The 24,602-nt window shown below is 44.7% G+C and carries 23 protein-coding genes and 1 riboswitch; of the genes, 6 read left to right on the top strand and 17 right to left on the bottom strand.

Features of this window, described 5'->3' with window-relative positions:
• Window positions 1–40: 40 nt before the first annotated feature.
• Both C170_RS20600 and C170_RS20595 read right to left on the bottom strand, forming a co-directional pair.
• Window positions 41–814, bottom strand: coding sequence for an SDR family NAD(P)-dependent oxidoreductase (locus C170_RS20600; RefSeq protein WP_036613702.1), 774 nt, complete (start codon window positions 812–814; stop codon window positions 41–43).
• 78 nt (window positions 815–892) lie between these two features.
• The gene (locus C170_RS20595; RefSeq protein ID WP_036613700.1) at window positions 893–1,381 is read right to left on the bottom strand and encodes a GNAT family N-acetyltransferase; all 489 of its coding nucleotides are present in this window, start codon (window positions 1,379–1,381) and stop codon (window positions 893–895) included.
• 193 nt (window positions 1,382–1,574) lie between these two features.
• Here C170_RS20595 and xerS point away from each other — a divergent pair, with 193 nt between their 5' ends.
• Window positions 1,575–2,666, top strand: a complete 1,092-nt coding sequence (gene xerS, locus C170_RS20590; protein WP_268748590.1) for a tyrosine recombinase XerS — start codon at window positions 1,575–1,577, stop codon at window positions 2,664–2,666.
• Between the two features lie 247 nt (window positions 2,667–2,913).
• Here xerS and mobB read toward each other — a convergent pair whose 3' ends face one another.
• Both mobB and C170_RS20580 read right to left on the bottom strand, forming a co-directional pair.
• Window positions 2,914–3,447, bottom strand: a complete 534-nt coding sequence (gene mobB, locus C170_RS20585; RefSeq protein WP_036613696.1) for a molybdopterin-guanine dinucleotide biosynthesis protein B — start codon at window positions 3,445–3,447, stop codon at window positions 2,914–2,916.
• Between the two features lie 6 nt (window positions 3,448–3,453).
• The gene (locus tag C170_RS20580) at window positions 3,454–4,743 is read right to left on the bottom strand and encodes a molybdopterin molybdotransferase MoeA (protein WP_036613976.1); all 1,290 of its coding nucleotides are present in this window, start codon (window positions 4,741–4,743) and stop codon (window positions 3,454–3,456) included.
• A 198-nt stretch (window positions 4,744–4,941) separates the two neighbouring features.
• Between C170_RS20580 and C170_RS20575 the strand changes: the two genes are divergently transcribed.
• The gene (locus tag C170_RS20575) at window positions 4,942–5,232 is read left to right on the top strand and encodes an HNH endonuclease (protein WP_155985109.1); all 291 of its coding nucleotides are present in this window, start codon (window positions 4,942–4,944) and stop codon (window positions 5,230–5,232) included.
• Between the two features lie 114 nt (window positions 5,233–5,346).
• On the opposite strand, the gene C170_RS20570 is transcribed toward C170_RS20575, so the two are convergent.
• The 5 genes from C170_RS20570 to C170_RS20550 all read right to left on the bottom strand — a co-directional run bounded on the left by C170_RS20570 (window position 5,347) and on the right by C170_RS20550 (window position 8,250).
• Window positions 5,347–6,087, bottom strand: coding sequence for a DUF4247 domain-containing protein (locus C170_RS20570; RefSeq protein ID WP_017688102.1), 741 nt, complete (start codon window positions 6,085–6,087; stop codon window positions 5,347–5,349).
• 11 nt (window positions 6,088–6,098) lie between these two features.
• Window positions 6,099–6,605, bottom strand: a complete 507-nt coding sequence (locus tag C170_RS20565) for a DUF4178 domain-containing protein (protein ID WP_036613692.1) — start codon at window positions 6,603–6,605, stop codon at window positions 6,099–6,101.
• 23 nt (window positions 6,606–6,628) lie between these two features.
• A complete protein-coding gene (locus C170_RS20560; protein WP_036613690.1) occupies window positions 6,629–7,030 on the bottom strand; it encodes a DUF350 domain-containing protein in 402 nt (133 codons plus the stop codon).
• A gap of 95 nt (window positions 7,031–7,125) precedes the next feature.
• Window positions 7,126–7,797: a PspA/IM30 family protein gene (locus tag C170_RS20555; RefSeq protein ID WP_036613689.1), complete on the bottom strand. Its 672-nt coding sequence runs from the start codon at window positions 7,795–7,797 to the stop codon at window positions 7,126–7,128.
• A 111-nt stretch (window positions 7,798–7,908) separates the two neighbouring features.
• Window positions 7,909–8,250: a prenylated flavin chaperone LpdD gene (locus tag C170_RS20550; RefSeq protein WP_051447323.1), complete on the bottom strand. Its 342-nt coding sequence runs from the start codon at window positions 8,248–8,250 to the stop codon at window positions 7,909–7,911.
• 154 nt (window positions 8,251–8,404) lie between these two features.
• Here C170_RS20550 and C170_RS20545 point away from each other — a divergent pair, with 154 nt between their 5' ends.
• Window positions 8,405–9,196 carry a polysaccharide deacetylase family protein gene (locus tag C170_RS20545; protein ID WP_036613686.1) on the top strand — a complete coding sequence of 264 codons (792 nt, stop codon included), beginning with the start codon at window positions 8,405–8,407 and terminating at the stop codon, window positions 9,194–9,196.
• A gap of 109 nt (window positions 9,197–9,305) precedes the next feature.
• On the opposite strand, the gene C170_RS20540 is transcribed toward C170_RS20545, so the two are convergent.
• The 3 genes from C170_RS20540 to C170_RS20530 form a co-directional block, all read right to left on the bottom strand.
• Window positions 9,306–9,980, bottom strand: coding sequence for a 3D domain-containing protein (locus C170_RS20540; protein ID WP_036613684.1), 675 nt, complete (start codon window positions 9,978–9,980; stop codon window positions 9,306–9,308).
• 2 nt (window positions 9,981–9,982) lie between these two features.
• Window positions 9,983–10,177, bottom strand: a riboswitch (cyclic di-AMP (ydaO/yuaA leader).
• Window positions 10,178–10,395: 218 nt separating this feature from the next.
• On the bottom strand, window positions 10,396–11,118 hold the full coding sequence (locus C170_RS20535) for an amino acid ABC transporter ATP-binding protein (protein WP_036613682.1): 723 nt from the start codon (window positions 11,116–11,118) through the stop codon (window positions 10,396–10,398).
• Entirely contained in the window at window positions 11,105–12,568 is a 1,464-nt protein-coding gene (locus C170_RS20530) for an ABC transporter substrate-binding protein/permease (protein WP_081746001.1), read from the bottom strand. The genes C170_RS20535 and C170_RS20530 overlap by 14 nt, the downstream gene beginning before the upstream one ends.
• A gap of 183 nt (window positions 12,569–12,751) precedes the next feature.
• On the opposite strand from C170_RS20530, the gene C170_RS20525 reads away from it, so the two are divergent.
• Both C170_RS20525 and C170_RS20520 read left to right on the top strand, forming a co-directional pair.
• A complete protein-coding gene (locus C170_RS20525; protein WP_036613680.1) occupies window positions 12,752–13,927 on the top strand; it encodes a M20 family metallopeptidase in 1,176 nt (391 codons plus the stop codon).
• Window positions 13,928–14,194: 267 nt separating this feature from the next.
• Window positions 14,195–15,961 (top strand): alpha-glycosidase, encoded by a 1,767-nt coding sequence (locus C170_RS20520; RefSeq protein WP_036613679.1) that lies wholly within the window; start codon window positions 14,195–14,197, stop codon window positions 15,959–15,961.
• Between the two features lie 142 nt (window positions 15,962–16,103).
• Here C170_RS20520 and glgA read toward each other — a convergent pair whose 3' ends face one another.
• Together glgA and glgB are read right to left on the bottom strand one after the other, a co-directional pair.
• Window positions 16,104–17,546: a glycogen synthase GlgA gene (gene glgA, locus C170_RS20515; RefSeq protein ID WP_036613677.1), complete on the bottom strand. Its 1,443-nt coding sequence runs from the start codon at window positions 17,544–17,546 to the stop codon at window positions 16,104–16,106.
• Window positions 17,543–19,549, bottom strand: coding sequence for a 1,4-alpha-glucan branching protein GlgB (glgB, locus tag C170_RS20510; protein WP_051447322.1), 2,007 nt, complete (start codon window positions 19,547–19,549; stop codon window positions 17,543–17,545). The genes glgA and glgB overlap by 4 nt, the downstream gene beginning before the upstream one ends.
• Before the next feature lie 193 nt (window positions 19,550–19,742).
• Between glgB and C170_RS20505 the strand changes: the two genes are divergently transcribed.
• The gene (locus C170_RS20505; protein WP_036613675.1) at window positions 19,743–20,969 is read left to right on the top strand and encodes a glucose-1-phosphate adenylyltransferase; all 1,227 of its coding nucleotides are present in this window, start codon (window positions 19,743–19,745) and stop codon (window positions 20,967–20,969) included.
• 124 nt (window positions 20,970–21,093) lie between these two features.
• On the opposite strand, the gene C170_RS20500 is transcribed toward C170_RS20505, so the two are convergent.
• From C170_RS20500 to C170_RS20490, 3 genes are read right to left on the bottom strand one after another with little or no spacing between them, the layout of a single operon-like run.
• Complete coding sequence (locus C170_RS20500; RefSeq protein ID WP_036613673.1) at window positions 21,094–22,593, bottom strand: sensor histidine kinase; 1,500 nt, start codon at window positions 22,591–22,593, stop codon at window positions 21,094–21,096.
• Window positions 22,590–23,288 carry a response regulator transcription factor gene (locus C170_RS20495; protein WP_017688086.1) on the bottom strand — a complete coding sequence of 233 codons (699 nt, stop codon included), beginning with the start codon at window positions 23,286–23,288 and terminating at the stop codon, window positions 22,590–22,592. The genes C170_RS20500 and C170_RS20495 overlap by 4 nt, the downstream gene beginning before the upstream one ends.
• The gene (locus C170_RS20490; RefSeq protein ID WP_127547710.1) at window positions 23,281–24,600 is read right to left on the bottom strand and encodes a hypothetical protein; all 1,320 of its coding nucleotides are present in this window, start codon (window positions 24,598–24,600) and stop codon (window positions 23,281–23,283) included. Before C170_RS20490 ends, C170_RS20495 begins: the two co-directional genes overlap by 8 nt.
• Window positions 24,601–24,602 lie beyond the last annotated feature (2 nt).

Here is a 24,602-nt window from a genome sequence, read left to right as displayed (position 1 = left end):
ATGCCACCCACTTTTCCAAACTGCAACCAACTTCATTTATTTAAAAGCCATAAATGGACATTCCACCGTCAACCAATAACGTCTGACCCGTTATGTATCCCGCTGCATCTGATGCCAGGAATACAACCGGCCCTACCACTTCTTCCAGTTCTCCCACTCGCTGTAACGGTGTACGGCTTACAATTTCCTGCAAATAATGGGGATCATCCAGCAACTTTTCAGTCAAAGGTGTTCGGAAATACCATGGCCCTACTGAATTGACACGGATTCCATACTTGCCCCATTCCAGTGCGAGAACTTTGGTCATATGAATTAATGCAGCTTTGGTCGCACCATATACAACCCCTGTCCGCAAAGCCGTATGCCCACCTACCGAAGAGATGTTAATGATCTTCCCAGTCCCACGTTCTTTCATATGCTGTCCCGCTAATTGCGAAGCGAAGAAAGCCGATTTTAAGTTTGTCTGCATGATGGTCTCCCACTGCTCGTCTGTTACTTCAAGTGCTGGTGTCCGTATGTTCATACCTGCGTTATTCACCAGAATGTCCAGGCTACCCATCTCCGAGATCGCCTCTTGAAACGTCTCTTCCATTTGTTCTTTTGATGTCACATCCGCAGTCAGAGCGAGCGCTTTACGCCCTGTCTGTTCATAGATGTAGGCTGCTGTCTCCTCAATTTCTTTCATCGTTCGGGATACAAGTATAACGTCACTGCCTGACTGGGCAAGTCCAATCGCAATTGCTTTTCCGATCCCTCTCCCTGCACCTGTCACCAGTGCTGTCTGTCCATCGAGATGGAATGTGGGTACGTTCATGTCACTCACTCCTTCATCAGATTCTTTATTTCAGCATTCAAGCAGAATGCTTTATATGTAGGTAAACCCCGATGGGAATCAGGTTACAAAATACTGGCTTGGATTGCCCAGTTCCGGATGGAACTTTTCTCGAAAGCGGCCTCCGGTATAATCCCCTATAATTTTTCGCCAGAACGCCTGGGCAATGACATTGTTACGAACCTGGGTCACTTTCCATCTTCCTGGAAAACGTTTGAACAGTTCATAGGCTGCCCGAGTACCCACTCCACTGCGCCGATATTTTTGCATCACAAAAAACTCAGTCAAATAGTAGTCATTATCCTTACTACCAGGCTCCAATTTCTCCACCAGAGCAAACCCTGCAGGTGCCCCATCACTTGTAATCAAAAAAGGAAACTTGCGGTCCTTTTCTGCCCAGAATGCCTCCAGACCGGGATATTCCGGAAAAATGCCGTTACTGTCCACATCAATATTCAGGTATTTGGTAAAATCATATAAATAAAATTGCATTAAATGCCGAATCACCTGACTGCGTTCCCGGGGAACCAGTTCTATTTTCATATTCATCCGGTTCACCTCCTCTGCTTTACGTATACTAATTACTTTAAAGGTTTACGCGCCGAAGGGCAAGGAAGCATACCCTACTTACTGCATGCTTTGGTGAACAAGCTGTGAGCATGTAAATTATGGTACACTAGAGCATAGAATACTATTAAATTGAATATTCATTTTATATGTTTTTCACATGGAGGTGTCGAACTTGACCAACGTGCAAAAAGAGATTGATCGACGCAAGCTGGATGACAAACTACCTTCCATGCCTTGGTTCGTTCAGCAATTCATGGACTACAAGCTGCCTGACCTGTCCCCCTCTACCCTACTCGAATATCTGAGAGATTACGAAGCTTTCTTCGGATGGTTGCGAGCAGAAGGGCTGTCCGAGGCAAGCTCTAATAAAGAAGTTACCTTGACTGAACTGGAAGTCCTTCGCATGGATTCGGTTACCGCCTATCGGTTATTTCTTACAACCAAACGGGAAGGAACCAATTCCAGAATTACCGTATCTCGCAAGCTCTCTTCCCTTCGCTCCCTTTTTCATTACCTGAGCCAGATTGCGGAAGATGAAGACTTTTATCCTTTGCTGAAGCGGAACATTATGGCCAAAATCGAGATCAAGCGTACCCATAAACCCAAGGACACCGCTGCCAAACTCAAAGGTAAAATTCTGGAGGAAGAGGAACTGCTGGAATTCATCGGCTATATTCTTGAAGGTTACGCTGTCGATATGGAGAAGAATAAGCAGGCCCTATACTCCCATGAAATCAACAAAGAACGGGACGCCTGTATTGCCAGCCTGATTCTGAATTCCGGCTTACGGGTGTCGGAAGTTGTGAACCTGAACGTCGATGATCTCGATCTGAACAACAAACTCCTGTATGTTTATCGCAAAGGTAACAATGATGAGACGTACAAAACTCCCGTTTATTTCAGGGAACAGGCCAAGGACGAACTCGCAACTTATATGAACCTGCGGCAATCACGTTACCGTACACCCAAGCGGGAGAAAGGTCTGTTCATTGCTTTGCGTAACGGAGATTCAGAAGGCAGTCGAATGACCAAAAGAGCGATCCAGGCCATGATTATGAAATATGCCAAGCGCTTTGGTAAACCCTACTTGACCGTGCACAAATTACGCCATTCATTCGCAACCGACTATTATTTGCAAAATGATATTTACAAAACAAAAGAGCAGCTTGGACACGCTTCTACGGAAACAACCGAGATCTATGCTCACCTTACCGACAAAACGATGTCCGAAGCCATTGAACGTCGTACCGACGAAGGGATGTAACATCCCGAACATAATAAAAGCAGCAAACCGCATCAAGGATTTCGATCCGAGAAAGGTCTGCTGCTTTTTTGTTTTTTTTGCATCATTCAAGGAGAAGAGCATAAGTAGAAATAATTATAGTTTACATAATAAATATTACGTTGTATTAAAAAGAATCAATCACGCTCTCTGTAAATTCAATCATATCCAGCGATCATAATATCCTACTTTTTTAACGTTTCTACGATTAGACTTCACCATTCTGCCTTCACTTGCTTTCAACCATCGCTAACAACGCTTTGGCTATATCCTCCGTTTCATGAACCGAGTACCATGTTATCTCTCTGCTTACGGCGCTCCGCTCTATAAACTGCTCTGAAGGTAGCCATGAGATTATACCCACTACCCCTTCAAGCTGATCAACCAAGGTCAGATCTTTCTCTTCTCGAACCATCACAAATTTGGGATAAGAAACATTCTTGAATCCTTCAACAACAATCCAATCATAATCCGATAGATAGCTCAGCATATCCTCCAGCTTGGTTGCCTGTCGCTCCATAATCGCAGTACGTTTCTCTGACATGATAACCACCGCCGAGGCCCCAGCCTCTCCAAATTGATACGAATCCGTTCCTTCTTTATCCATCTCAAAATGGTCATGTCCATCATGCTTAATTGCTGCTACTTTAAGTCCCATAGAAGAAAAGTGCCCGATCAACGCGGCTGTCAGGGTTGTCTTACCCGTGTTTTTGTATCCAACAATCTGTATGATATGTGGCTTTGTATCACTGATTGTAGTCATCTACCACTACCTCACATGACCTGAGGGCAGTTTGAGAATACGTACCTGCTCACCCGCAGGAATGCCTTTTTTCTCAGGTGGAACAACAATCAGGCAATCACTGTCCTTAATGGTGATCATCACACTGGATTCATCTACACGGGCGGCAGCCGGTATTGCGTACACCATGCCGTTGCGGATCTCTGTGCGTCCACGTACGAACCGTGTAAAATTGTTTACTTTGGTGTACTCTTCTTCCAAGATCGCGGTCCATTCTTCCATATAAGGATGAGCATCCGCCTGCATGGAACGTATGGTTGGACGAACAAACAAACCAAAACCTACAAAACAAGCCCCCGGGTTACCCGAAAGCGCAAAAAGCAATTTATCTTTATATATAGCAGCTGTGGTCACACTGCCTGGTCGCATCGTCACTTTGTTAAACAACATCTCCACATGTTCTTCAAGCACAAGTTCGCCCATAATATCATAATCCCCGACGGATACTCCGCCTGTGGTCACCACGATATCATTATCTTGAATGGCTTCTTCCAGTTTGGCCCTTGCCGTATTCACATCGTCTGCAATAGAACCGTACATCACAGGCTCTCCACCTGCCTCAACAACCAGAGAGCGCAGCATGTAACTGTTGCTATTCCGAATCCGACCTGGTTGTAATGGCTCATCTACATCAAGCAATTCCGTGCCTGTTGCGAATATCGCCACCTTTGGACGTTGAAATACAGGAACTTCTGCTATGCCAAAAGTAGCTAACACGGACTGCTCTCCTGCCCTGATGATCGTTCCTGCTTCGAGCAGTTGCTGTCCCTCTTGGACTTCCAGTCCGATTGGGGTGATGTTAGCACCCGACAATATGTGCCGTTTCAATGCAATCCACTGTTCTCCGTCCTCTACCTTGCTCTCGGTCATCTCCATCATAACTACCGCGTCCGCACCTTCCGGAACCTGTGCACCGGTCATGATGCGAGCCGTCGTACCTGAAACAATGGTGTGGTCCGAGGTGTAGCCGCAAGGGATTTCATCAATGACTCGAAACCAAACTTGATGATCACTCGATGCATCTATGGTATCTGTACTGATAATCGCGAATCCATCCATACCCGATCTTCGGAAAAATGGATACGGATGGGGTGCCTGAATCGTCTCTGCAAGTGTGCGGCCATGAGCAGATTCAAGATGAACTTTCTCTATGGAGCCTACAGTAACTCTTGCAGCTATTTTGGCCTGGGCATCCGGTACCTGTACAGCTGTACGATTGAATTTGGCAGTTGTCATATCATGTGAATGTGAGTTCATTTTCAAAAGTATTCTTACCTCCTAAAGACTATCATCCTTTAAGAAAGTGTAGCCCGAATACTGTAAGATAACAAGTACATCACTTATTGATCCTGTGACAAATCTTATTTCTTACAGGTGTAACATTCCTTGACCTATGTTCAACATGAAAGGCATCTTGTCTGCCCATAATATAAGTGACAAAGGGAGGCGATGATCATGAGTAATCGATGTGAATTATGCGAAAGAGAACCTGTGAATACGACCGTTCATCATCTGACACCCAAAGAAATGGGCGGAACATTTCTACCAACGGCCAACCTGTGCATCCCCTGTCACAAACAGATTCATTCGCTATACACCAATCGCGACATTGTAACCCTTGGTCTCACTGATCTGCAATCCTTGAGACAGGATGAACGAATGATTCCATTTATCCGCTGGATTCGCAAACAGCCTGCTACAACGATTCCCCGCGTACGCAAGTCCAATCATGTTCGCAAATCGTAAACCAAAAAGAACAGTTCCAAGGTAAATGCGCGGATAGAGATAACTCCGTCATACCTTTTTCTGTTCTTTTTGGATTGAACTATATGTTGGGTAGCCAAGCTTATAATTAAATCATTATCTTCGCCTCTTAATTCGGCCGCCGCCCACTCTGGTTTTTGGTTTTTTATAGGATTTCTTAGGTGAATCAAACAACCCACCACTGCTCTTGTTGCGATCAATGGTTCCCTTGCTCTGATCCTTGTTGCGGTTGAATAATCCTCCGCCAGATCCCACGCTTGAATCTTTATCGCTTCCGCGCCTTGTAATCGTACCTTTCCGATCAACAGTAATAGGTGGAGCAAGCTTCTTGTCATTACTTGTTGGTGCACGATAAGATCCTGCACTCGGTTTATACGTATCTTTATTGGTATATCCTCGATAGTTGCCATAACCTCGCCCACCAAAAGAATCGAACAGATTACCAATTAATGTAGCGGTGAGGTAACCTTGTAAAAAAGATGAATCGTAGTTCTGCCGAACATATTCCTTGGAGTCCACCTCAACCAATGTATCCTCCGGCTTGTTCGGGTCTTGTTGCAGGTGATAATACTCGTCCTGATACACGAGGAACATACGCTCTGTATTCTCTGCCGAGATCTGATCCGGTTGCCGCTGGTCAGACAATTCCTGAGCCACTTCCGGAACGGTACGGTCCGAAGCCCGGTACACATAGGACGTTGAGTTACCACTGCCGTTAACCGATTCAAGCGGATAGGTGTCCTGAACAGAAGGTGCTGCTCCGCACGCGGACAACAGAGACATGACAAGGCTGAGGACCAGCATTAATTTTAATCCATGTGCCAAGCGTTTTTTCATTGGAACCTCTCCTAGCTCGAACGAATCACTTTGATATCCGCAGGAAGAATGGACTCACCCTCATACAGTGTAAATCTTCTGTCTTGCCACTCCACGCGAAGAAGCATATTATCATCCGACTGATACTGCCATACCAATTGTTCTCCAGCCTGGCCATATGGAGTTCTACCTGCCGTTGATACCATGCCTCCATACTCTTCCTCCAGATGAAATGCGCGTCCATCCAGATCCAGCAATGTGGGCACCTCATCAGGTGCATCAAGCCTGCCATCAATTGGTGTATATAGGGCGTAACGTGTGAGTTCCCGTTCTTCGATATGCAAATATCGAAATGCGGTACCATCCTGCAGCGTGAGCACAACTGCATTTCGAGCGCGAGTTTGTACCCGACCAACGACTTCATAAGTGACCAGAGAAACCTCACAGATATCACCAGGTGCAAGCTGAAGCATCGTTTTCTCTGCCTGCGGTGGTTCAGGTTTCGTTAGTATTCCTTTAATTCGTTTCCATACACTCATGAGAATTACTCCTGTTCCTTATCTTATAAACAAGCTGCAATAATCAGTGCGCCCACGATATGTAAAGCGCCAGAGAACAACCCGTATCCTGTCTTCCCTTGCTGAATTCCCGTATCCAGATCCAGATTGGCCCATTTGCGAATCATAAAGTGTACAACACTCTCCAGAATCAACAAAATGATAAAGGATACAACGGAGACCAGCAGTGCTTCTCCCAGGTGACCGGCCGTAGAAATGGACGTAGCGAGTACATATCCTTGTGCAAATAATTTCATAACCATACGTGTAGTAACTGCCATATTGCCGGCCTTAACTTCAGCAAAATCCTTATATTTCGTGAACAGTGAATCAACATACATCAGGACAAACAGCAAAACCGAACCAGATCCGGTCCAGACCAGCATCGCCAAAATGTTCAAATCCATTTACACAGCCCCCACATATCAACATGAACCGCATTTAAAAGCGAAGGAGAAATACTCTTCTCCTCCGCTGGTTAACCTTGCTGACAACCAAGGTATTAGTTCTTATTATCGTACTGTTTCATCAATGCTGCGAGTTCGTCTTCAACAGCCTGATCTTTACCCAACTTCTCGAACTCTTCATCCAAAGATTTTCCTTTGGAAGACATTTCGTTACTTGCTTCGACCTGTGCTTCCATCTGCATCATTTTCTCTTCCATACGCTTCATACCAGCACTTGCGGTATCAGAGCCAAACCCATTCAACGCTTTGTTGATTTCCGTTTGGGCTTTTGCTGCATTGTAACGGGCTACCAGTGTTTCGCGTTTGTTCTTCATTTGAGTCAGTTGCTTACGCATCTCGTCGAGCTTGCCACGCAGGTTATCTGCAGAAGCCTTGTTTTGATCATAGCTGGTTTTGTACTCAGCCATCTTCTCTTCAGCAGCCTTTTTCTCTTCCAGGGCACGTCGAGCCAAATCCAGATTCTGAGCACGTGCCGCCGTATGCGCCTGCTCTTCACGTTTCTTCACAAGAGCTTCCTGCTCTTCGAATAACTGCTTGAATTTCTTCTCAATGGCGATCTGTTGCGCTACTGCTTTCTCCGCATCTTCCAGATCCTCTTGCATGTCACGGATATATTGGTCCGTCATCTTGATTGGATCTTCCGCCTTGTCAATAATGGCGTTGATGTTAGACATAGTTAGATCACGCAAACGTTTGAAAATGGACATTATGTTATTCCTCCTAGTCGATATTACATCGTATATAAACATACATACGTAACAATCTACAACTCGTTTCAATTTTAGCAAATAAAATCAAAACATTCGATGGCTCTTATGTCAGGAAGATCGTTTATCTTTGTTCAGATGATCCTCCATCAACCTCTCTGCAGTCTGCACGATTTCGTCGATCTGCATCCGCGTGATGGAATCAAAATGGATACCCATGATCACCGTAACGGTTACTTTCAGCTGCAAGGCAGCCTTTCGGGCAAGCCGCTCACACAGCTCTTGTTCTTTATGCCCAGGAATATGTACTGTCGTCCCGCTTACGCGCTCATGATCCACGTAGAACGTGGCTACGGCGCCAATATGCGCCTTTCCTCCGGTAACGAGAAAAACCTTATCCTCTCCTGCTTCAATCACCTGTAAACGTATGGATTTCAAATCATATGTACTCATATCCTATCCACCTATCCTTTTCTATATGTTATATATGGAGGAATTATGGCTGTCATAAGCTAAATCCGCAATGAAACTTCTCACACTACGCATATTTTATGGAGCCCCCGGGCATACCAAGGAGAACGTCATTTTGGAAAAGGAGGCTGTTATTATGCGCGTACGCCTCATTATGCTGATGGTTATCGTTATTTTTCTAGGGGGATATCATGCTCCAGTTTCATCGCGGGATGTTTCAAGCCCATCAATTGGATCAGTATCAGGTTCGGATTCTGCGGAAGAAGAACAACTGACATTGGGACAGTTACGTCAAAAATATGCCGATACGTTCAAAACCAATGGTCCTTCAACCAAGAAGGTTGCACTGACTTTTGATGATGTACCTGATCCACGATTTACTCCACAAGTACTGGATGTATTGAAGAAATACAATGTCAGAGCTACATTCTTCATCGTGGGTAGTCGTGCTGAGAAACATCCGGATCTAGTGAAACGCATTGTTAAGGAAGGGCATATGGTTGGTAATCACAGCTACAATCATCCTGAATTCAGTAAGCTGTCGATGAATGCCTTTCGCAAACAAATTTTACATACCGGGGATATTATTCAACGTTTGGCGGGTTATACGCCCAAGATGATTCGGCCACCTTATGGAGACATTAATGAAGAACAGCTGAGATGGGCTGCCAAACAACACTATAGCATTGTGAACTGGAACGTAGACTCCCTGGACTGGAAAGGCCTTTCAAAGGAACAGGTGAAAGATAATATCCTGTCTGCCGTAAAACCCGGCTCCATCGTTCTGCAACATGCTGGAGGCGGTGTAGGGTCAAACCTGAACGGCACGATTGAGGCTTTGCCTGAAATTATTGAGGAACTACGTAATCGGGGATATGAACTGGTCACCTTGGACGAAATGTTGGGATTGCCAAAGGCCAAAGATTAAGATGAACTTGATAGAAAATAAATGAGAATATTAAAAGGGTGCTGTTCAATCGCAAATTTAGCGACTGGCAGACACCCTGTTTGAATTCATTTTAAATGTTATTTTCTCTCTACTTCAGAATGTACAGCTCGATATCCTGAAAACCAAATGAGCTTACAGACTGTTTGCTACCCGGGATAAAGATATCAATCCGGTGACCCTTGATTGCACCGCCCACATCACGTGCTGTGGCTACAAAAGCTTGTTTTGGCAATCCTGGATGGCTGTGACCAGTTACCAGTACTTTAGTTCCAAGTGGAATTACACTTGGATCAACTGCAATCGTACCCAGTTCAAGGTCATTTCCGAAATAATCGACTGCACCCCAGCCTCCATTTTCAGACGGATCTGCAGAGTATGCCGTTGCTTTTACGTTCACAGCTTTGCTGTAATCGAATGTTTTACCCCAGGCTTGAACAACTTTGTTATCTGCGTTGACGTCCAAGCTTGCTGTAGTAACAGTCTTCGCTTGGGTCTTGCTCTCCGTTGCCGCAGCGGCTGCTACATTGTTTGCCTTACCGGGAATCGTAATTTTCAAACCACCATAAATGTTGTAAGCCGAAATGTCGTTGTTTGCTTTAATTAACGTGTTGAGTGCTACTCCATATTGTTTTGATAAGGTGTAGAAGGTATCCCCTTCTTTGGCCACATGAACTGAATCGGCGTGAGCCGGAACGGCTTGAATGAGCATTGCTGTTGTCATTAATGCTACTGCTGTTTTGGCTATACGTTTCTTGTTAATCATGGTCTTCCTCCCTCATTGTGCCTGCGAAGTTAGTTGTCGGATTCGGATGAGGAGCCCACCCTATAGGTTCTTCGTTACATTTGAAACGTTATGTACCCAATTCACCCCAAGCAGTGTGCTGTAGATCTTCCCCCTGCACAATCTGCATCGTTACATCCCCCGCACTCCCTGTCCGGAAGTTTCGGCAGAGTTCAATATATCACAATTTTGTAACCTGAACTTGTAGTAATTCTTACCAAATGGTTTTTAGCTTGTAAGCATTTGTAAGAATACTGGTTAATTCAGAAAGTTTGGTTGACCCGATTCCTTTACATTTGGTAACAGAATAGTTACTTTTCCGAATCCATACGTCATTATTATCCATAAAAAATAGCGTTACCGACTCGAAGTCAGTAACGCTATTTAATCACATCGTTTAGAGTACTTTGGCAAGAAAATCACGTGTACGTGAATTTTTTGGAGCTCCAAACACCTCATCAGGTGTTCCCTCTTCCACAATAACCCCGCCATCCATGAACAGGATTCGGTCTCCCACTTCACGTGCAAAACCCATCTCATGGGTTACGATGACCATTGTCATCCCGCCTTCTGCAAGGCGTTTCATGACATCCAGCACTTCACCGACCATCTCGGGGTCCAGTGCCGAAGTTGGCTCGTCAAACAGCATCACATGCGGCTGCATGGCCAATGCTCTAGCAATGGCGATCCGCTGCTTCTGTCCACCAGACAGCTGATTCGGGAATGTATCTTTTTTATCGTACAAGCCTACGGTGTTAAGCAGATCAGCGGCAATTTTCTCCGCTTCCTGAGTGGATTGTTTCTTTACTTTAATCGGAGCAATCGTAATGTTTTGCTCTACCGTTTTGTGTGGGAACAGGTTGAAGTGCTGGAACACCATGCCCATTTTCTCACGAGTTGCGTTAATGTTATGCTTGGGGTCCGTGATTGACACGCCTTCAAAATCAATCTCTCCTGAGGTAGGCTGTTCCAGCAGGTTCAAACAACGCAAGAACGTACTTTTACCTGAACCGGAAGGACCGATAACCACGACAACCTCACCTTTGCCAATCGTCACGTTTATGCCCTTAAGCACATCGTTATTTCCATAAGATTTGTGTAATTGTCTAACGTCTATCACTTGCACTCAACTTCCTTTCCAGTCGTCCCAGCAGCTTGGACAAAATGAACGTCATTACAAAGTAGATGGCTGCTGCAATCAAAAATGGACTCAAGCCTTGGTACGTAATGTTCTTGACTACACTTGCCTGATACATAATATCCACCATACCGATAACGGAGATAATGGAGGATTCTTTGATGATAGTTATGAATTCATTACCGATCGCTGGTAATACAGCTTTGAAGGCTTGTGGCAATATGATATAACGCATCGCGGCGCCTCTTCCCATACCTAATGAACGCGCTGCCTCCAACTGACCACGATCCACACCTTGGATACCTGCACGGAAAATCTCCGCCAGATAGGCACCACTATTGATTGAAAGTGTAATGATACCTGCCTGAAGTGCAGTGAAGTTAATGCCAAAGCTCAGGGAAAAACCATAGTAAATAATCATCAATTGTACCAGCATCGGTGTGCCACGGATCACTTCAACGTATGCCGTACCGATCCAGCGCAAGATTGCAGCGTCATGCAAACGGAACAAACAGATGATCAATCCAATAATTACCCCGAAGATAACCCCAAGTGCAGACAACAGAAGTGTGTATCCTACACCTGTAGCATAGAAACTTTTGTACTCCCAGAATACTTGGAAAATATTTTGTGATTTGTTCGCTTTATCCGCCATCAAGAGGCTGGCGTCCGTCACCATCTGATTGATTTTATCTTCGCTTTTCAGTCGCTCCAGTGTTCCATTTACTGCAGCTAGCAGCTCGGTATTACCTTTACGAATCCCGATTGCCGCTTCTGCTTGCTCTTCGTCCGGAACAGCAGCAGCAAGTCCAATGATATCGTCCAGATAACCTGCAGCAACGGTATCTTCAACGATTGCCGCATCAATGCGTTTTGTTTGCAGTTGAAGCACGATATCCGAGATTTTATCCAGCGCAGTAAGCTTCGCCCCTGGAATACTCTGTCCGATCGTTTCCTGAATGGAGCCTTTCTGAACGCCAATCTTCGCATTTTCAAGTTCTGCCATAGTTGGATATTTGTCTTTATCCACATTTCGAACCATAATCACTTGTTTTGATTTATAATAGGTGTCGGAAAAATCGATACTTTTCTTCCGCTCATCCGTCGGCGTCATACCTGAAATCACCAGATCAACACGCCCGCTCTGCAATGAAGGCAGGAGACCGTCAAAGCCCATATCCTCAATCACAAGCTCAGCGCCAAGATCTTTGGCAATCTCTTTGGCGATCTCAATATCGAAGCCAACGATTTCATCTTTGCCATTAATCACTTTATGGAATTCATATGGTGCAAAATCGGCACTTGTACCGAGCACCAGCTTTTTACTGCTTGAATTATCTGTAGTTCCACTTGCAAGTGCCACAGGAACGGCAGTCGTCAGCAGAATAACAAAGGTCAACAGCATCATGGTGTAACGACTTATTAATTTCAACCTTTTTCTCTCCCCTTACAATACTTTGTATGCTTCTCATGTTGATGACTGAGTCATTATAAAGTACAATGCATGATTATGCAATGCATTTTGACATTACAAATCTTGACTTGTTTCTGAAAAAATGAAGCAAACATGATATAATCAATGAATTATTTTCATTTTTGCATAAGGAGTTTACTAATGACAGCTAACAAATCACAAATTCTGACGGTTATTGATCAATATGCTTCCCGTTTTAAAGCCATTTCATCATATATCGGTGCCAACCCCGAACTGGGAAATGAAGAGTATCTCGCTTCTGCCCGTTTGAAAGAAGAACTGCTCTTCCACGGTTTCACTGTAGAGTCTCCAATCCTCGGTCTGGAGACAGCCTTTATCGGAACCTATTCAGCCGCCAAACCCGGCCCTACCGTTGCTTTATTGTGCGAATATGACGCCTTGCCGGAGATCGGTCACGCTTGTGGTCACCATCTGATCTGTATGATGAGTCTTGGGGCCGCTGTTGGGCTAAAATCTATTCTGGATGAAGTAGGTGGAACCATTAAAGTGTTTGGTACCCCCGCTGAAGAGACACGTGGTGCCAAAGTTCCGATGGCTGAAGCAGGTTTGTTCGATGACTGTGACGTCGCTCTCATGGCGCATCCATATTATGCCCACGAAAAGTCAGGCAGCTCGCTGGCTATTGATGCTGTGCAATTTGAATTCCATGGCCGATCTTCACATGCCGCTGCAAGTCCGCACGAAGGTATTAATGCACTTGATGCTGTCATTCAAACGTTCAACGGGATTAATGCATTCCGTCAACAAGTGAAAAGCACCGTTCGGATTCATGGTGTGATCAACAACGGAGGTCAGGCAGCAAATATCATTCCTGACTATGCTTCTGCGCAATTTTATGTACGGGCAGCAACTCGCAAAGAACTGAATATCCTCACAGAACGTGTGATTCAGATCGCTGAAGGTTCTGCTCTCCAGACAGGTTGCAAGCTGGTAACATCCAACTATGAAACGTCCTATGATGAGATGGTTACCAATGAAGCATTCTCAGCTGCGTTTAGTCAAAATCTGATGGAACTTGGTATCACGCAAGAAGAGATTGTGAGTGGTAATGATCACGGCTCTATGGACATCGGTAACGTTTCCCTGAAATGTCCTGCGATCCATCCTTACATTCGTGTTGTGGATGAGGTTCATACCCTGCACTCCATAGCCTTCCGTGACCTTGCATTACAGGAGCGCGCGCTGGATGGCATGATTCTGGGAGCCAAGGCACTTGCAACAACAGCCTATGACGTACTGAGCCAGCCAGAGCTGCTTCAAACCATCCGCACGGAGTTCGAGCAAGCTATTCGCTAAAATTCACTTTCAACATGTTATATAGGGGTGCCCTGAACAATCTTGAATTCCAAGCTGTTCAGGGCACCCTTTTTTCTAAATTAGCTGTAAGTATATTCAGCACAAAGCTGGAAATGCTGTGAAAGAAACCTTTGAAAACGATGAAAATAATACATTTTATTACAGTAAATGTGATTCGTTTGCTGGCTAACTTGGTTAATTATAACTATAAGTGCGTGTTCTAAAGACCGGTTTTCATAACTTATCCTATATTCAGGAGGTGCTGTCATGCTGCTCGAAGCCATGTATCATGTTCCTCGTGACAAATGGGCTTATGCTTATAATTCGTCTACCATACATCTGCGCGTACGAACCAAACGTAATGATGTGCAATACGTGACTGCACTGACCGGAGATAAGTACGATTGGAATGGAACGTACAAGGAAATTCAATTGGAGAAGGCTGCTTCGGATAACATGTTTGATTATTGGGAGGCTGCCGTCAAGCCACAATTTAAACGTCTCACCTATATATTTCGGATAACTGCCGGTTCAGAAGATGTTTTTCTTGCGGATAACGGAATTCATTATGAGACCCCCTATCCAACTGGAGGATATTATGAGTTCTCGTATATACATGAAATTGATGTGTTTAAGGTGCCCGAGTGGGCCAAAGAAGCCGTCTTTTATCAGATCATGACGGAACGGTTTGCTAATGGAGATCCCAAGCTGAATCCAAAAGAAACGCATGACTGGGGTGGCAAACCCGAGTTGGACAATTATTTTGGTGGAGATCTGCAAGGTGTGCTGGATCATCTGTATGACCTAACTGAACTTGGCGTGAATGCCATTTACTTTACCCCGTTATTCCAGGCCAATTCCTACCACAAATACGACACGATTGATTATAAAAAAGTCGACCCCCATTTCGGTGATAATGCCCTGCTTAAACAATTGACAGAAGAATGTCATCGCCTGGGTATACGTGTCATGCTTGACGCGGTGTTTAATCATTGCAGCGAAGACTTCCCTCCTTTTCAAGACGTTCTCCAGAATGGAAAAAACTCTAAGTATGCCGACTGGTTCCACATCAATGAATATCCGGTTCAGATCAAGGATGGTATACCAACCTACGATACATTTGGGTTCTATGGCAACATGCCCAAGTTCAATACAGCCAACCCTGAGGTTAAGGCATATCTACTCGATGTAGCTGAATACTGGATCAAGGAAATTAAGCTGGATGGGTGGCGTCTGGATGTAGCAAATGAGGTGGACAACCATTTCTGGCGTGATTTTCGCAAGATTGTTAAGGCAGCGAACCCTGAAGCCTATATTGTTGGTGAAGTATGGAGCGACTCCTTGACCTGGCTTATGGGAGATCAATTCGATTCCGTCATGAATTATCCATTTGCCGACAAAGTGCTTCAGTTCTTCTGTGGTTCAATGGACGGTTATAACTTTGCCAACGAGATGGGTTCACTTATTATGCGCTATCCGCAGCAAACCAACGAAGTGATCTTTAATATGCTGTGCAGCCACGATACCCCACGACTGCTCACCCGGTTAGGAGAAGACAAACGACGATTAAAATTGTCGGTAGTATTTCTTTTCACCTATATCGGTACACCTTGTATCTTCTACGGCGACGAAGTTGGGATTAGTGGTGATGCTGACCCGGATTGTCGAAAATGTATGGAATGGGACCCAGCCAAGCAAGACAGAGAATTGTATGATTTCTATCGTCTGATGATTGATTTACGCAAAAGTAATGAAGCCCTGCGCAAAGGACGCTTCCGATTCCTCAAGGCTGATCACAATGATCCCTGTATCGTCTACGAGCGTGTGGATGACAACCTTCACTTTACCGTATGGATGAACAATACACCTCAAGATCGAACGCTCTCTCATCCTATGGAAACAAAAGACTGGAAAGACGCATTAACTGAAGAGCCTGTGTTTCCAGCCGATGGAATGATGAATATTAAGCTTGACCCCTATGGGTACCGCATTTTGTATAGACAGCTTGATCCGACAACCATCCAACACTGCTGAGGTTTAAATTCTGAACAGTCATATAAAAGAAAAGAAAAACACTTCCACCGTCTCAGATGATACTTCATTCTGAACTTTGGAAGTGTTTTTTTGGATGAGAAAAAGCCACAGCATCATGTGCTGTGACTCATTCAAGACTACATCAATTTACAGGGTCAAGTGTGATCCGACGATAGATATCCATATATTCTTCAGCTGAGACATTCCAGCTGTATTCTCCGCCCATTGCATTTTTCACAATTTTCTTCCAGTGTTCTGGCTGTTTGTAGATCTCCTCAGCACGCCGAATGGTACTCATCATGTCATGAGCGTTAAAGCTTGTGAATGAGAAACCATTCCCTTCTCCAGTAAACTCATTGTATGCCTGCACAGTGTCGTTCAGACCGCCTGTTTCCCTTACGAGAGGCACACTACCATATCGCAGAGCCAGCAGCTGGCTAATACCACATGGTTCGAACCTTGATGGCATCAGGAAGATATCACTGCCTGCATAGAAACGGCGGGATAACCCATCGTTAAACGTGATCTGGGCAGACATTTTGAGCGGATAACGATTAGCGGCTTCACGGAACCAGTGTTCATAGGACTGCTCCCCTGTTCCAAGTACAGCGAATTGAATATCATCATAATACAACAATTCATCCAGGATACGGCAGACCAGATCAAGTCCTTTGGAATCCACAAGCCTTGTGACCATGACCATAAGAGGTACATCAGGACGAACAGGAAGTCCAAGTTCCTTTTGCAGCTCAATTTTGTTTTCCGTTTTCTTGGACAGACTTGTTCTGTATTTCACCGGGATCTTGGTGTCTGTAGCCGGGTTGTAGCTCTTGGTATCAATGCCATTTACAATCCCGCTGAATCGATCTCCAAGTGAACTAAGCAGTCCGTCCAGACCGTATCCGTAATAAGATGTTTTCACTTCCTGTGCGTAAGTTGGACTAACGGTTGTTACATGGTCAGCGTAGACAATTCCAGCCTTCAGGAAGTTGACATTACCGTAATACTCGGCTCCATCCACGGTGAAATATCGATCGTCCAGCTCAAGGATATCACTGAATAACTGATGCGGGAATACCCCTTGATACAACAAGTTATGTATGGTGAATACCGTACGAATATCACTGTAGAATGGATCGTGTCTGTAGTGTGCTTCAAGCACCAAAGGAATCATTCCTGCATGCCAGTCATGACTGTGCAACACGTCAGGCTTGAACTCAATCTGTGGCAACACTTCGAGAACTGCACGGTTGAAGAAGGCGAAACGCTCGCCATCATCCATATAACCGTACACTCCATCACGCCCAAAATAATACTCATTATCCACAAAATAGACTGGAATTCCATCATGAACCAGCATTTCTATTCCACAATAGGGCCTGCGCCAGCCAAGAGGCACATCCGTTGTAATTACGGGCTGTAACGCGTCTTTATACTCATCGGGAATCCCCTTGTACTTAGGCATAATCACCCGCACATCTGCCCCGCTCTTCTTCAATGCAAACGGGAGAGCACCGATTACGTCAGCAAGGCCTCCTGTTTTGATAAATGGATGTACTTCAGCAGCAGCAAATAGAATATTCATGCCTTTGTCCTCCTCTTCGGTTTGAGCGTGTTGCTTTCATTGTTATTCTTCGTTTTTGAACTGACGGAAGTTATACTCGCAGGTGATTCATCCGTTTTCCGACGTGTGTTCTTTTTTAGAATCACGATACTAAGCGGAGGCAATACCAATTCGAGACTATGCGGATGCCCATGAAAAGGAATCTTTTCGGTAGGCAGTTGCATATCATTAGTAATGCCTGAACCGCCATAAACGGAATGGTCACTGTTCAGTACTTCGGTATACATACCGGGACGCATGACACCAATCCGGTAACGCTCCCGCTTGACCGGCTGAAAGTTAATGAGCACAAGGAGTGTATCCGCAGGTTTTTTTCCTTTGCGTACGTATGAAATGACACTCTGGTCCTGATCATCCGGAGTGATCCATTCATAACCGTCTAGGGAATGATCAAGCTCCCACAAAGCTTTTTCACTCAAGTACAGGTTAGACAGCTCACGCTCAAACTTATGCAAATTGCGGTGACTGTCATAATCCAGCAAGAACCAATCCAGTTGATCCTCATCTTTCCATTCGATGAACTGGCCAAAGTCTCCACCCATAAACAACAGCTTTTTCCCTGGGAAAGTCATAAAATAGCCCAGAAAAGCACGCATGCCGGCAAATTTCTGCTCATAAGTTCCTGGCATCTTGTCGAGGAGCGACTTTTTGCCATGAACAACCTCGTCATGAGACAGAGGTAGCACATAATTTTCAGCAAAGGAGTATACGACCGGGAAAGTCAGCAAATGATGTTTGGAAGGACGCTCATGAAAATCAGATTCCATGTAATCAAGCGTATCGTTCATCCAGCCCATGTTCCATTTGTAGTTAAAACCCAGACCACCTTCATCTACAGGTAAAGTCACCATTGGCCATGCACTGGATTCTTCAGCCATCATCAATGCATAAGGGAAATACTTGAACACCGTCTCATTCAGTTGCTGCAAAAAGGCTACAGCTTCCTTGTTCTCAAGACCACCTTCATCATTGGTACGATATCGTCCTGGCTGCTTCTCAAAATCAAGCCGTAGCATACTCGTAACCGCATCAACACGGAGTCCGTCAAAATGATACATCTCCATCCAATATAATGCATTGGAGATCAGAAATGAACGAATCTCAGGTTTCGAGTAGTCAAAGCTAAGTGTGCCCCAGCCCGGCTTCTCTGCTAACATCGGATCTGCATACTCATACAAAGGCGTACCATCAAACATACGCAACCCATGAGCGTCTTTGGCAAAATGTGCAGGTACCCAATCCAGCAATACGCCAATCCCTGCCTGATGTAGTGTATCCACTAGATACATCAGATCTTTTGGATGCCCATAACGACTGGTTGGCGCATAAAACCCTGTGTTTTGGTAGCCCCACGAAAGGTCATATGGATGCTCACTGAGGGGCATCATTTCAACATGTGTATATTTCATTTCTAATAAGTAAGGAACAAGCAAATCAGCCATCTCGCGATAACTATAGAGGCTTCCGTCTTCTTTGCGCTTCCAGGTTCCCATGTGCATTTCGTAAATATGTAGAGGTTTGTTATACATGGCACGTTGTTTGCGTCTCCAGGCCCCATCATTCCATTTGTACCCTTCGATTGACCTGGTGACAGAGGCTGTCTGAGGTCGAACCTCTGCTTGAAACGCATATGGGTCCGCTTTGAGCAATTCTGTTCCATCTTCCGTTAATATACGGAACTTGTATAAAGTTCCTTCGCTAATTTCCGGAAAAAAACGACTCCAAAATCCTGATTCGGGTATCTTATATAAAGGTTCCTTTTCGCCTTTCCATTCATTGCGGTCCAGAGCCAGTCCTACTTCTACGGCATTTGGTGCCCACACGGTAAAGCGATACCCCCGAAGGCCATCGCAAGTCTCAGGCTGCGCGCCCAACATTCGATAACTGTGATGAAGGTTACCTTCATGAAATAAATAAATATGCTCCGGCAATATGTCCGGGTGTGCTAACGGTTGAATGGCCAAGAGATCACCTTCTTCTCAAGAAAATAGATATAACAGTAACCATTACCCCAGTCTAGCCAAGTTGAAAAGAAAAATGCGGTGGTTTAGAAAATGTTGTCTTTTTTCTGAATTTTTACAGTAACAATCGTTTCATCTGCTCTACTTTGCGTTAATGATGTACTACAATGCACAATATTTTGGGAGGGAAACGATTATGTTTAATAAAGATTGCATCGCTATGCTGTTGGCGGGAGGAGAAGGGAAGCGATTAGCCCCTTTAACCTCGAGTATCGCAAAACCCGCTGTACCGTTTGGCGGGCACTACCGGATCATCGATTTTCCTCTCAGTAACTGCGTAAACTCAGGGATCGATACTGTAGGAGTATTGACGCAGTACCAAGCGGAATCTTTACACGATCACATCGGTGGAGGAGAACCATGGGGACATGGCAACTCAAGTGAGGCAGGAATATCCTTGCTTCCATCTTATCATACAGGAAATGACGAATACTTGGGAACGGCGGATGCTATTTATAAAAATATCGACTATATTGATCAACAAAACCCCGAAAATGTTCTAATTTTGTCGGGTGACCATATTTATCATATGAATTATCGCGATATGTTGGAGGCTCATCAAGCCAATAATGCCGCTGCAACGATTTCAGTTATGGAAGTGCCATGGGATGAAGCACATCGCTTTGGGATTATGGCTGCCGATGCTGATTTGCGTGTAACCGAGTTTGCCGAGAAACCGGCTGAACCAAAAAGTAATCTGGCTTCAATGGGCATTTACATGTTCAAATGGGATTATCTGAAACGCCATCTGTTGGAAGATGCCGCTAATCCTGAATCCAGCCATGACTTCGGTAAAGATGTGATTCCTCAAATGTTGAACGAAAATAATCCCCTCTTTGTCTATAACTTTAATGGTTATTGGAAAGACGTAGGTACGGTTAAGAGCCTTTGGGATGCACATATGGATCTGTTACACAACGAGGAAGACTGGAGTCTGCAAAAAGAAAACTGGCCGATGTTTACTCGCGACTGGCGCTCCAAACCAAGTGCTTACAAAGCAAGACATACAAAGATCGAACATGTTACTTCCATGATTCACGACTCTTGTGCAATCGAAGGTCGTTCAGAACGTTCCGTTATCTTCTGCGGTGCAGAAGTGGGTAAAGGCTCTGAGGTTAAAGACAGTGTTGTTATGCCTAACGCACGCATAGGCCGTGGGGTTCACATCGAACGTGCCATCATCGGTGAAGGTGCAATAATCAAGGACGGTGCAATCGTTAAAGGTACAGCAGATGAAATTGTGGTCGTTGGACCTAACGAGATCGTCTCTGCCAAACCGGCTGTCCGTACGCAACCTGTTCGTATGTTGAAAGAAGTATATGAAAAAAGTGGGCGCCTACGCGCTGGTGAACTTTCTTCATAATGAAGTAAACATAAGATGAAAAAGGCGAGCCTCAGTTGGCTCGCCTTTTTTTGGTGTTGATATGGATGTTATAAAGCTTACATGCTCGATCATCAGGTAGAAAAATCTCTTATCTTTTACAACCTTAAGACTTCTCTAGATCTGATTTTGTATCGCTTGCTGCTCGTTCTTCAGGGACTGCAGTATCACCAGATTGTGTTACAGACTCTTCTGGACCCATCTCCTCAGCCACAGCCGGTAACGTAACCGTAACGGTTGTCCCAGATCCGAGTTCACTTTGCATCGTGATCGTTCCCTCATGCAGTTCTACCAGTTCTTGCGTAATCGCAAGACCCAGTCCCGTTCCCCCATTTTGATGATTCACTTGGAAGAAACGGTCCCGTACTTTAATTAAATGTTCTTCACTAATTCCGATACCGGTGTCCTGAACAGCTGCAATGATCTGACCATTCTCCTCTTTGACCGACAAGAAGATCCAGGAATTCTCATGTGAAAATTTGATCGCATTATCCACAACATTCAGGAAGACTTGTTTCAGTCTGTTACCGTCTCCATGGACATTATAAGCACGAGTCTCGTCCGTTTCCAACTTGAGATGGACCTGTTTTTGTTCCGCTTTGGCCCAGACATTCAACATCGTTTCCTGTACAATTTCACGAATGTTGACGGTTCCTTTGACCAGCTTCATCTGATTCTGCTGCAATTTGGAGAAATCCAGCATCTCTTCAACAAGTCCAATCAGTCGTTCGGTTTCCTTGGAGATAATACCCATACCGATACGGGTTTCTTCCGGATCATAACCGCCTGAATCCAGTGTCTCGCTCCAGCCTTTGATACTGGTCAGAGGTGTTCTTAATTCATGTGAGATCGAAGAGATAAAATCATCTTTGATCTGATTACTGCGCACGATTTCATGTGCCATGAAGTTAAGTGTTGATGCCAATTCGCCCAGTTCGTGCTTATAATTCCCCTTAACCCTGACATCCAGCCGTCCTCTAGCCATTTGGGCAGATACTGCGGTGATGTTGTTAATTGGACGTACGATGGAATTTGCCATACCAATACTGATGATCAACACTATAGCAAGCACTCCAACACCAACGGCAGCTGCGAGTAGTCCCATATTCAACAGCTTTGAATTCACATCTTCAAGTGATGTCAGATATCGAATAACATAAGTATTTTCGCCGCCCAGATCAAACTTGTGTGAAACGGCCATGACAGATTCTCCAGTACCCGGTTGTCTTCCAATCCAGCGTCCCATATCCCCATTCAGAGCCTGCATAATATCACTGGTTTGCAGCACAGCACGGTCAGATTCAAAAGCAGTAGAACTCGCCAATACGCGCCCGTTCAGATCCAAAATTTCCAATTCAGTATTGGACAATGCCAAGTTCACAAGGAGTCTAGACAGATTATTGCCATCCTCCGTAGTATTCTCACGAGCGATCGGCTCGAAAAAGTCCTTTGAATTAGAAATGTGGGTACTAATCGTATTGTAGATACTCTCATAATAATACCTTTGAACTGCCAACATAAATACGAATTCGACCAACAGCAGAGCGAGAAAAACTACAAAGAAATAATGTAGTACGATCTGCCGAGTAATGCCTTTTTTAATCATTGCTCCCGGCCCTTCCATTTGTACCCGTGACCCCATACAGTCTGCAGGTATTCGGGCTCGGAAGGATTGTTCTCAATTTTTTGACGCAAACGACGAATGTTGACATCCACAATTTTGGGATCACCCATGTACTCTTTTCCCCATACGTGATCTAACAATACATCGCGGCTGAGCGGTGTATTTTCTTTTTCCAGGAAAAACTGAATCAAGGAAAACTCCGTTGGAGTCAACTCAATGGCTTCATTCTGTTTTTTGAATTGCTTCGAGATCAGGTCCAGTGAAAATGGCCCGGACTGGAACGTAACCTTTGCCGCAGTTTCCCGATGCACATTCACGCGGCGTAACAATGACTGAATACGTGCAATCAACTCTGTTGGGCTGAAAGGCTTGCTGACGTGATCATCTGCACCAACGGAGAGTGCGTACACTTTATCCTGTTCCTGAACTTTGGCGGTCAGAAAGATGATGCCCAGACGTTCATTGGTTTCACGGATCCGTCGACACACCTCGAATCCATCAATACCTGGTACCATGACATCCAGCAGAGCCAGATCAATATCCGGTACTGTCTGCAGTATGCGAAGCGCTTCATGACCGTCACCCGCTTCAAGCACTTCGAATCCGTTTCTCTTTAAATTAATCACTATAAAACTGCGGATGGATTCTTCATCCTCAAGAATAAGTACTTTACTCATTAAGTTCTCCCTTTCTATTCAGCTGAGAAGTATTGCTCAGTGCATCTTTACCCGCCTCTGATTGTGCTACCCGTGAAGCAATAACCCGATCTTTGGTACGCGTAATTTCCTTCCAGCTTTTACCCTTCTCCTGTTCCCACTTGGAAAGGGTGAAATATTTGATCTCTGCTACGGTTTCGTCCGTATCAATCATTTTAAATCGAATATATTTTTCCTTCTCCGATTTGGTGTCAATAGTGATCTTACCGTACCACTCTGGCTTGAGATTTAGATGGAATAAATCAGCATCATCTCGGAATTGGAATGAGACAAATTTCTTGCTATCTTTGCCATCCCACTGATAATAGGTGTAAAACCACAACCGAGAGTCAAATACGTAATGCTCCCAACCTTTTGGAGTCTCTTTGAGCCCAAACTCAATAATACCATCATTATCAACATCACCGCTTAAAATTTTGTCATCTCTATACGTTTGATCCGGTGATTTGAAAGCATTGACTAACTTGTTATCTTTAACATACATAATTTGCGAGAAGGAACTCCGATCATCCAGCTCGGCATCCAGTACAATGCCCATCTGTCCTTTGGCAATCTCTCCGCCCAGAGCATTATAAACTTCTTTAACGGTATAATCGGTCTGCACCCGATCAACTTCCTTGAAGCTGCCATCTTCGTACTGGTATAACGCAATCGTTGCAAAACCGCTGTTGTTCAGCGAAATGATAACAAAATCACTTTTACTATCTCCGCTCAAATCCAGCGTGTTCCCCTGCGCATCATCAATGATATATTGATTATACGGAACTCCACCCAAGACCTGCTCCAGTGCCCCGCCCTTGTAGGAATATGCAGTCAGGGCTTTCTGCTCCTGCAGACTTACACCAAGAATAATATCCGGATTTCCGTCATTCGTAATATCCAATACTTTAAAGGATTGCAACTCATTTCCCGGCACATCAAATGTAAGCTTTTTAACCCATGTGCCTCCCTGCTCTTCCAAAATCATGCCATGGATTCGCACATTCTCATTTGGTGTCTCATAAAAAACAATCGCTTCCCGAGTTCCATCCCCGTTCAGGTCTTCCACTCGAATCATGCTGGTATTATTCATATCCTTGGGACGAATCAATGTACTCTCTGGCGGCAATTTAACCTGAACCACGTTGTACAGTTTCTCCTTATCGGTGGACATCATTGGTTTTCTCATCAAACCCTTGGGGTCACTTATGACTGTGCATCCGCTTAGAACAGAACCAAGCATAATCGCCATAGTTCCTGCTGCTACAAAGCGTCCCCACCGTGAATTAAACAATC

Source organism: Paenibacillus sp. FSL H7-689 (genome assembly GCF_000517905.1).
Classification (GTDB): Bacteria; Bacillota; Bacilli; order Paenibacillales; family Paenibacillaceae; genus Paenibacillus; species Paenibacillus amylolyticus.
Note: the sequence above shows the minus strand (reverse complement) of the source record. Positions and strands in the feature narration are given on the sequence as shown.

Bases quoted from the DNA above. Each gene is read 5' to 3' on its own strand.
- C170_RS20600 (WP_036613702.1), bottom strand. From the start codon at position 814: ATGAACGTACCCACATTCCATCTCGATGGACAGACAGCACTGGTGACA.
- C170_RS20595 (WP_036613700.1), bottom strand. From the start codon at position 1,381: ATGAATATGAAAATAGAACTGGTTCCCCGGGAACGCAGTCAGGTGATT.
- mobB (WP_036613696.1), bottom strand. From the start codon at position 3,447: ATGACTACAATCAGTGATACAAAGCCACATATCATACAGATTGTTGGA.
- C170_RS20580 (WP_036613976.1), bottom strand. From the start codon at position 4,743: ATGAACTCACATTCACATGATATGACAACTGCCAAATTCAATCGTACA.
- C170_RS20575 (WP_155985109.1), top strand. From the start codon at position 4,942: ATGAGTAATCGATGTGAATTATGCGAAAGAGAACCTGTGAATACGACC.
- C170_RS20570 (WP_017688102.1), bottom strand. From the start codon at position 6,087: ATGAAAAAACGCTTGGCACATGGATTAAAATTAATGCTGGTCCTCAGC.
- C170_RS20565 (WP_036613692.1), bottom strand. From the start codon at position 6,605: ATGAGTGTATGGAAACGAATTAAAGGAATACTAACGAAACCTGAACCA.
- C170_RS20560 (WP_036613690.1), bottom strand. From the start codon at position 7,030: ATGGATTTGAACATTTTGGCGATGCTGGTCTGGACCGGATCTGGTTCG.
- C170_RS20555 (WP_036613689.1), bottom strand. From the start codon at position 7,797: ATGTCCATTTTCAAACGTTTGCGTGATCTAACTATGTCTAACATCAAC.
- C170_RS20550 (WP_051447323.1), bottom strand. From the start codon at position 8,250: ATGAGTACATATGATTTGAAATCCATACGTTTACAGGTGATTGAAGCA.
- C170_RS20545 (WP_036613686.1), top strand. From the start codon at position 8,405: ATGCGCGTACGCCTCATTATGCTGATGGTTATCGTTATTTTTCTAGGG.
- C170_RS20540 (WP_036613684.1), bottom strand. From the start codon at position 9,980: ATGATTAACAAGAAACGTATAGCCAAAACAGCAGTAGCATTAATGACA.
- C170_RS20525 (WP_036613680.1), top strand. From the start codon at position 12,752: ATGACAGCTAACAAATCACAAATTCTGACGGTTATTGATCAATATGCT.
- C170_RS20520 (WP_036613679.1), top strand. From the start codon at position 14,195: ATGCTGCTCGAAGCCATGTATCATGTTCCTCGTGACAAATGGGCTTAT.
- glgA (WP_036613677.1), bottom strand. From the start codon at position 17,546: ATGAATATTCTATTTGCTGCTGCTGAAGTACATCCATTTATCAAAACA.
- C170_RS20505 (WP_036613675.1), top strand. From the start codon at position 19,743: ATGTTTAATAAAGATTGCATCGCTATGCTGTTGGCGGGAGGAGAAGGG.
- C170_RS20500 (WP_036613673.1), bottom strand. From the start codon at position 22,593: ATGATTAAAAAAGGCATTACTCGGCAGATCGTACTACATTATTTCTTT.
- C170_RS20495 (WP_017688086.1), bottom strand. From the start codon at position 23,288: ATGAGTAAAGTACTTATTCTTGAGGATGAAGAATCCATCCGCAGTTTT.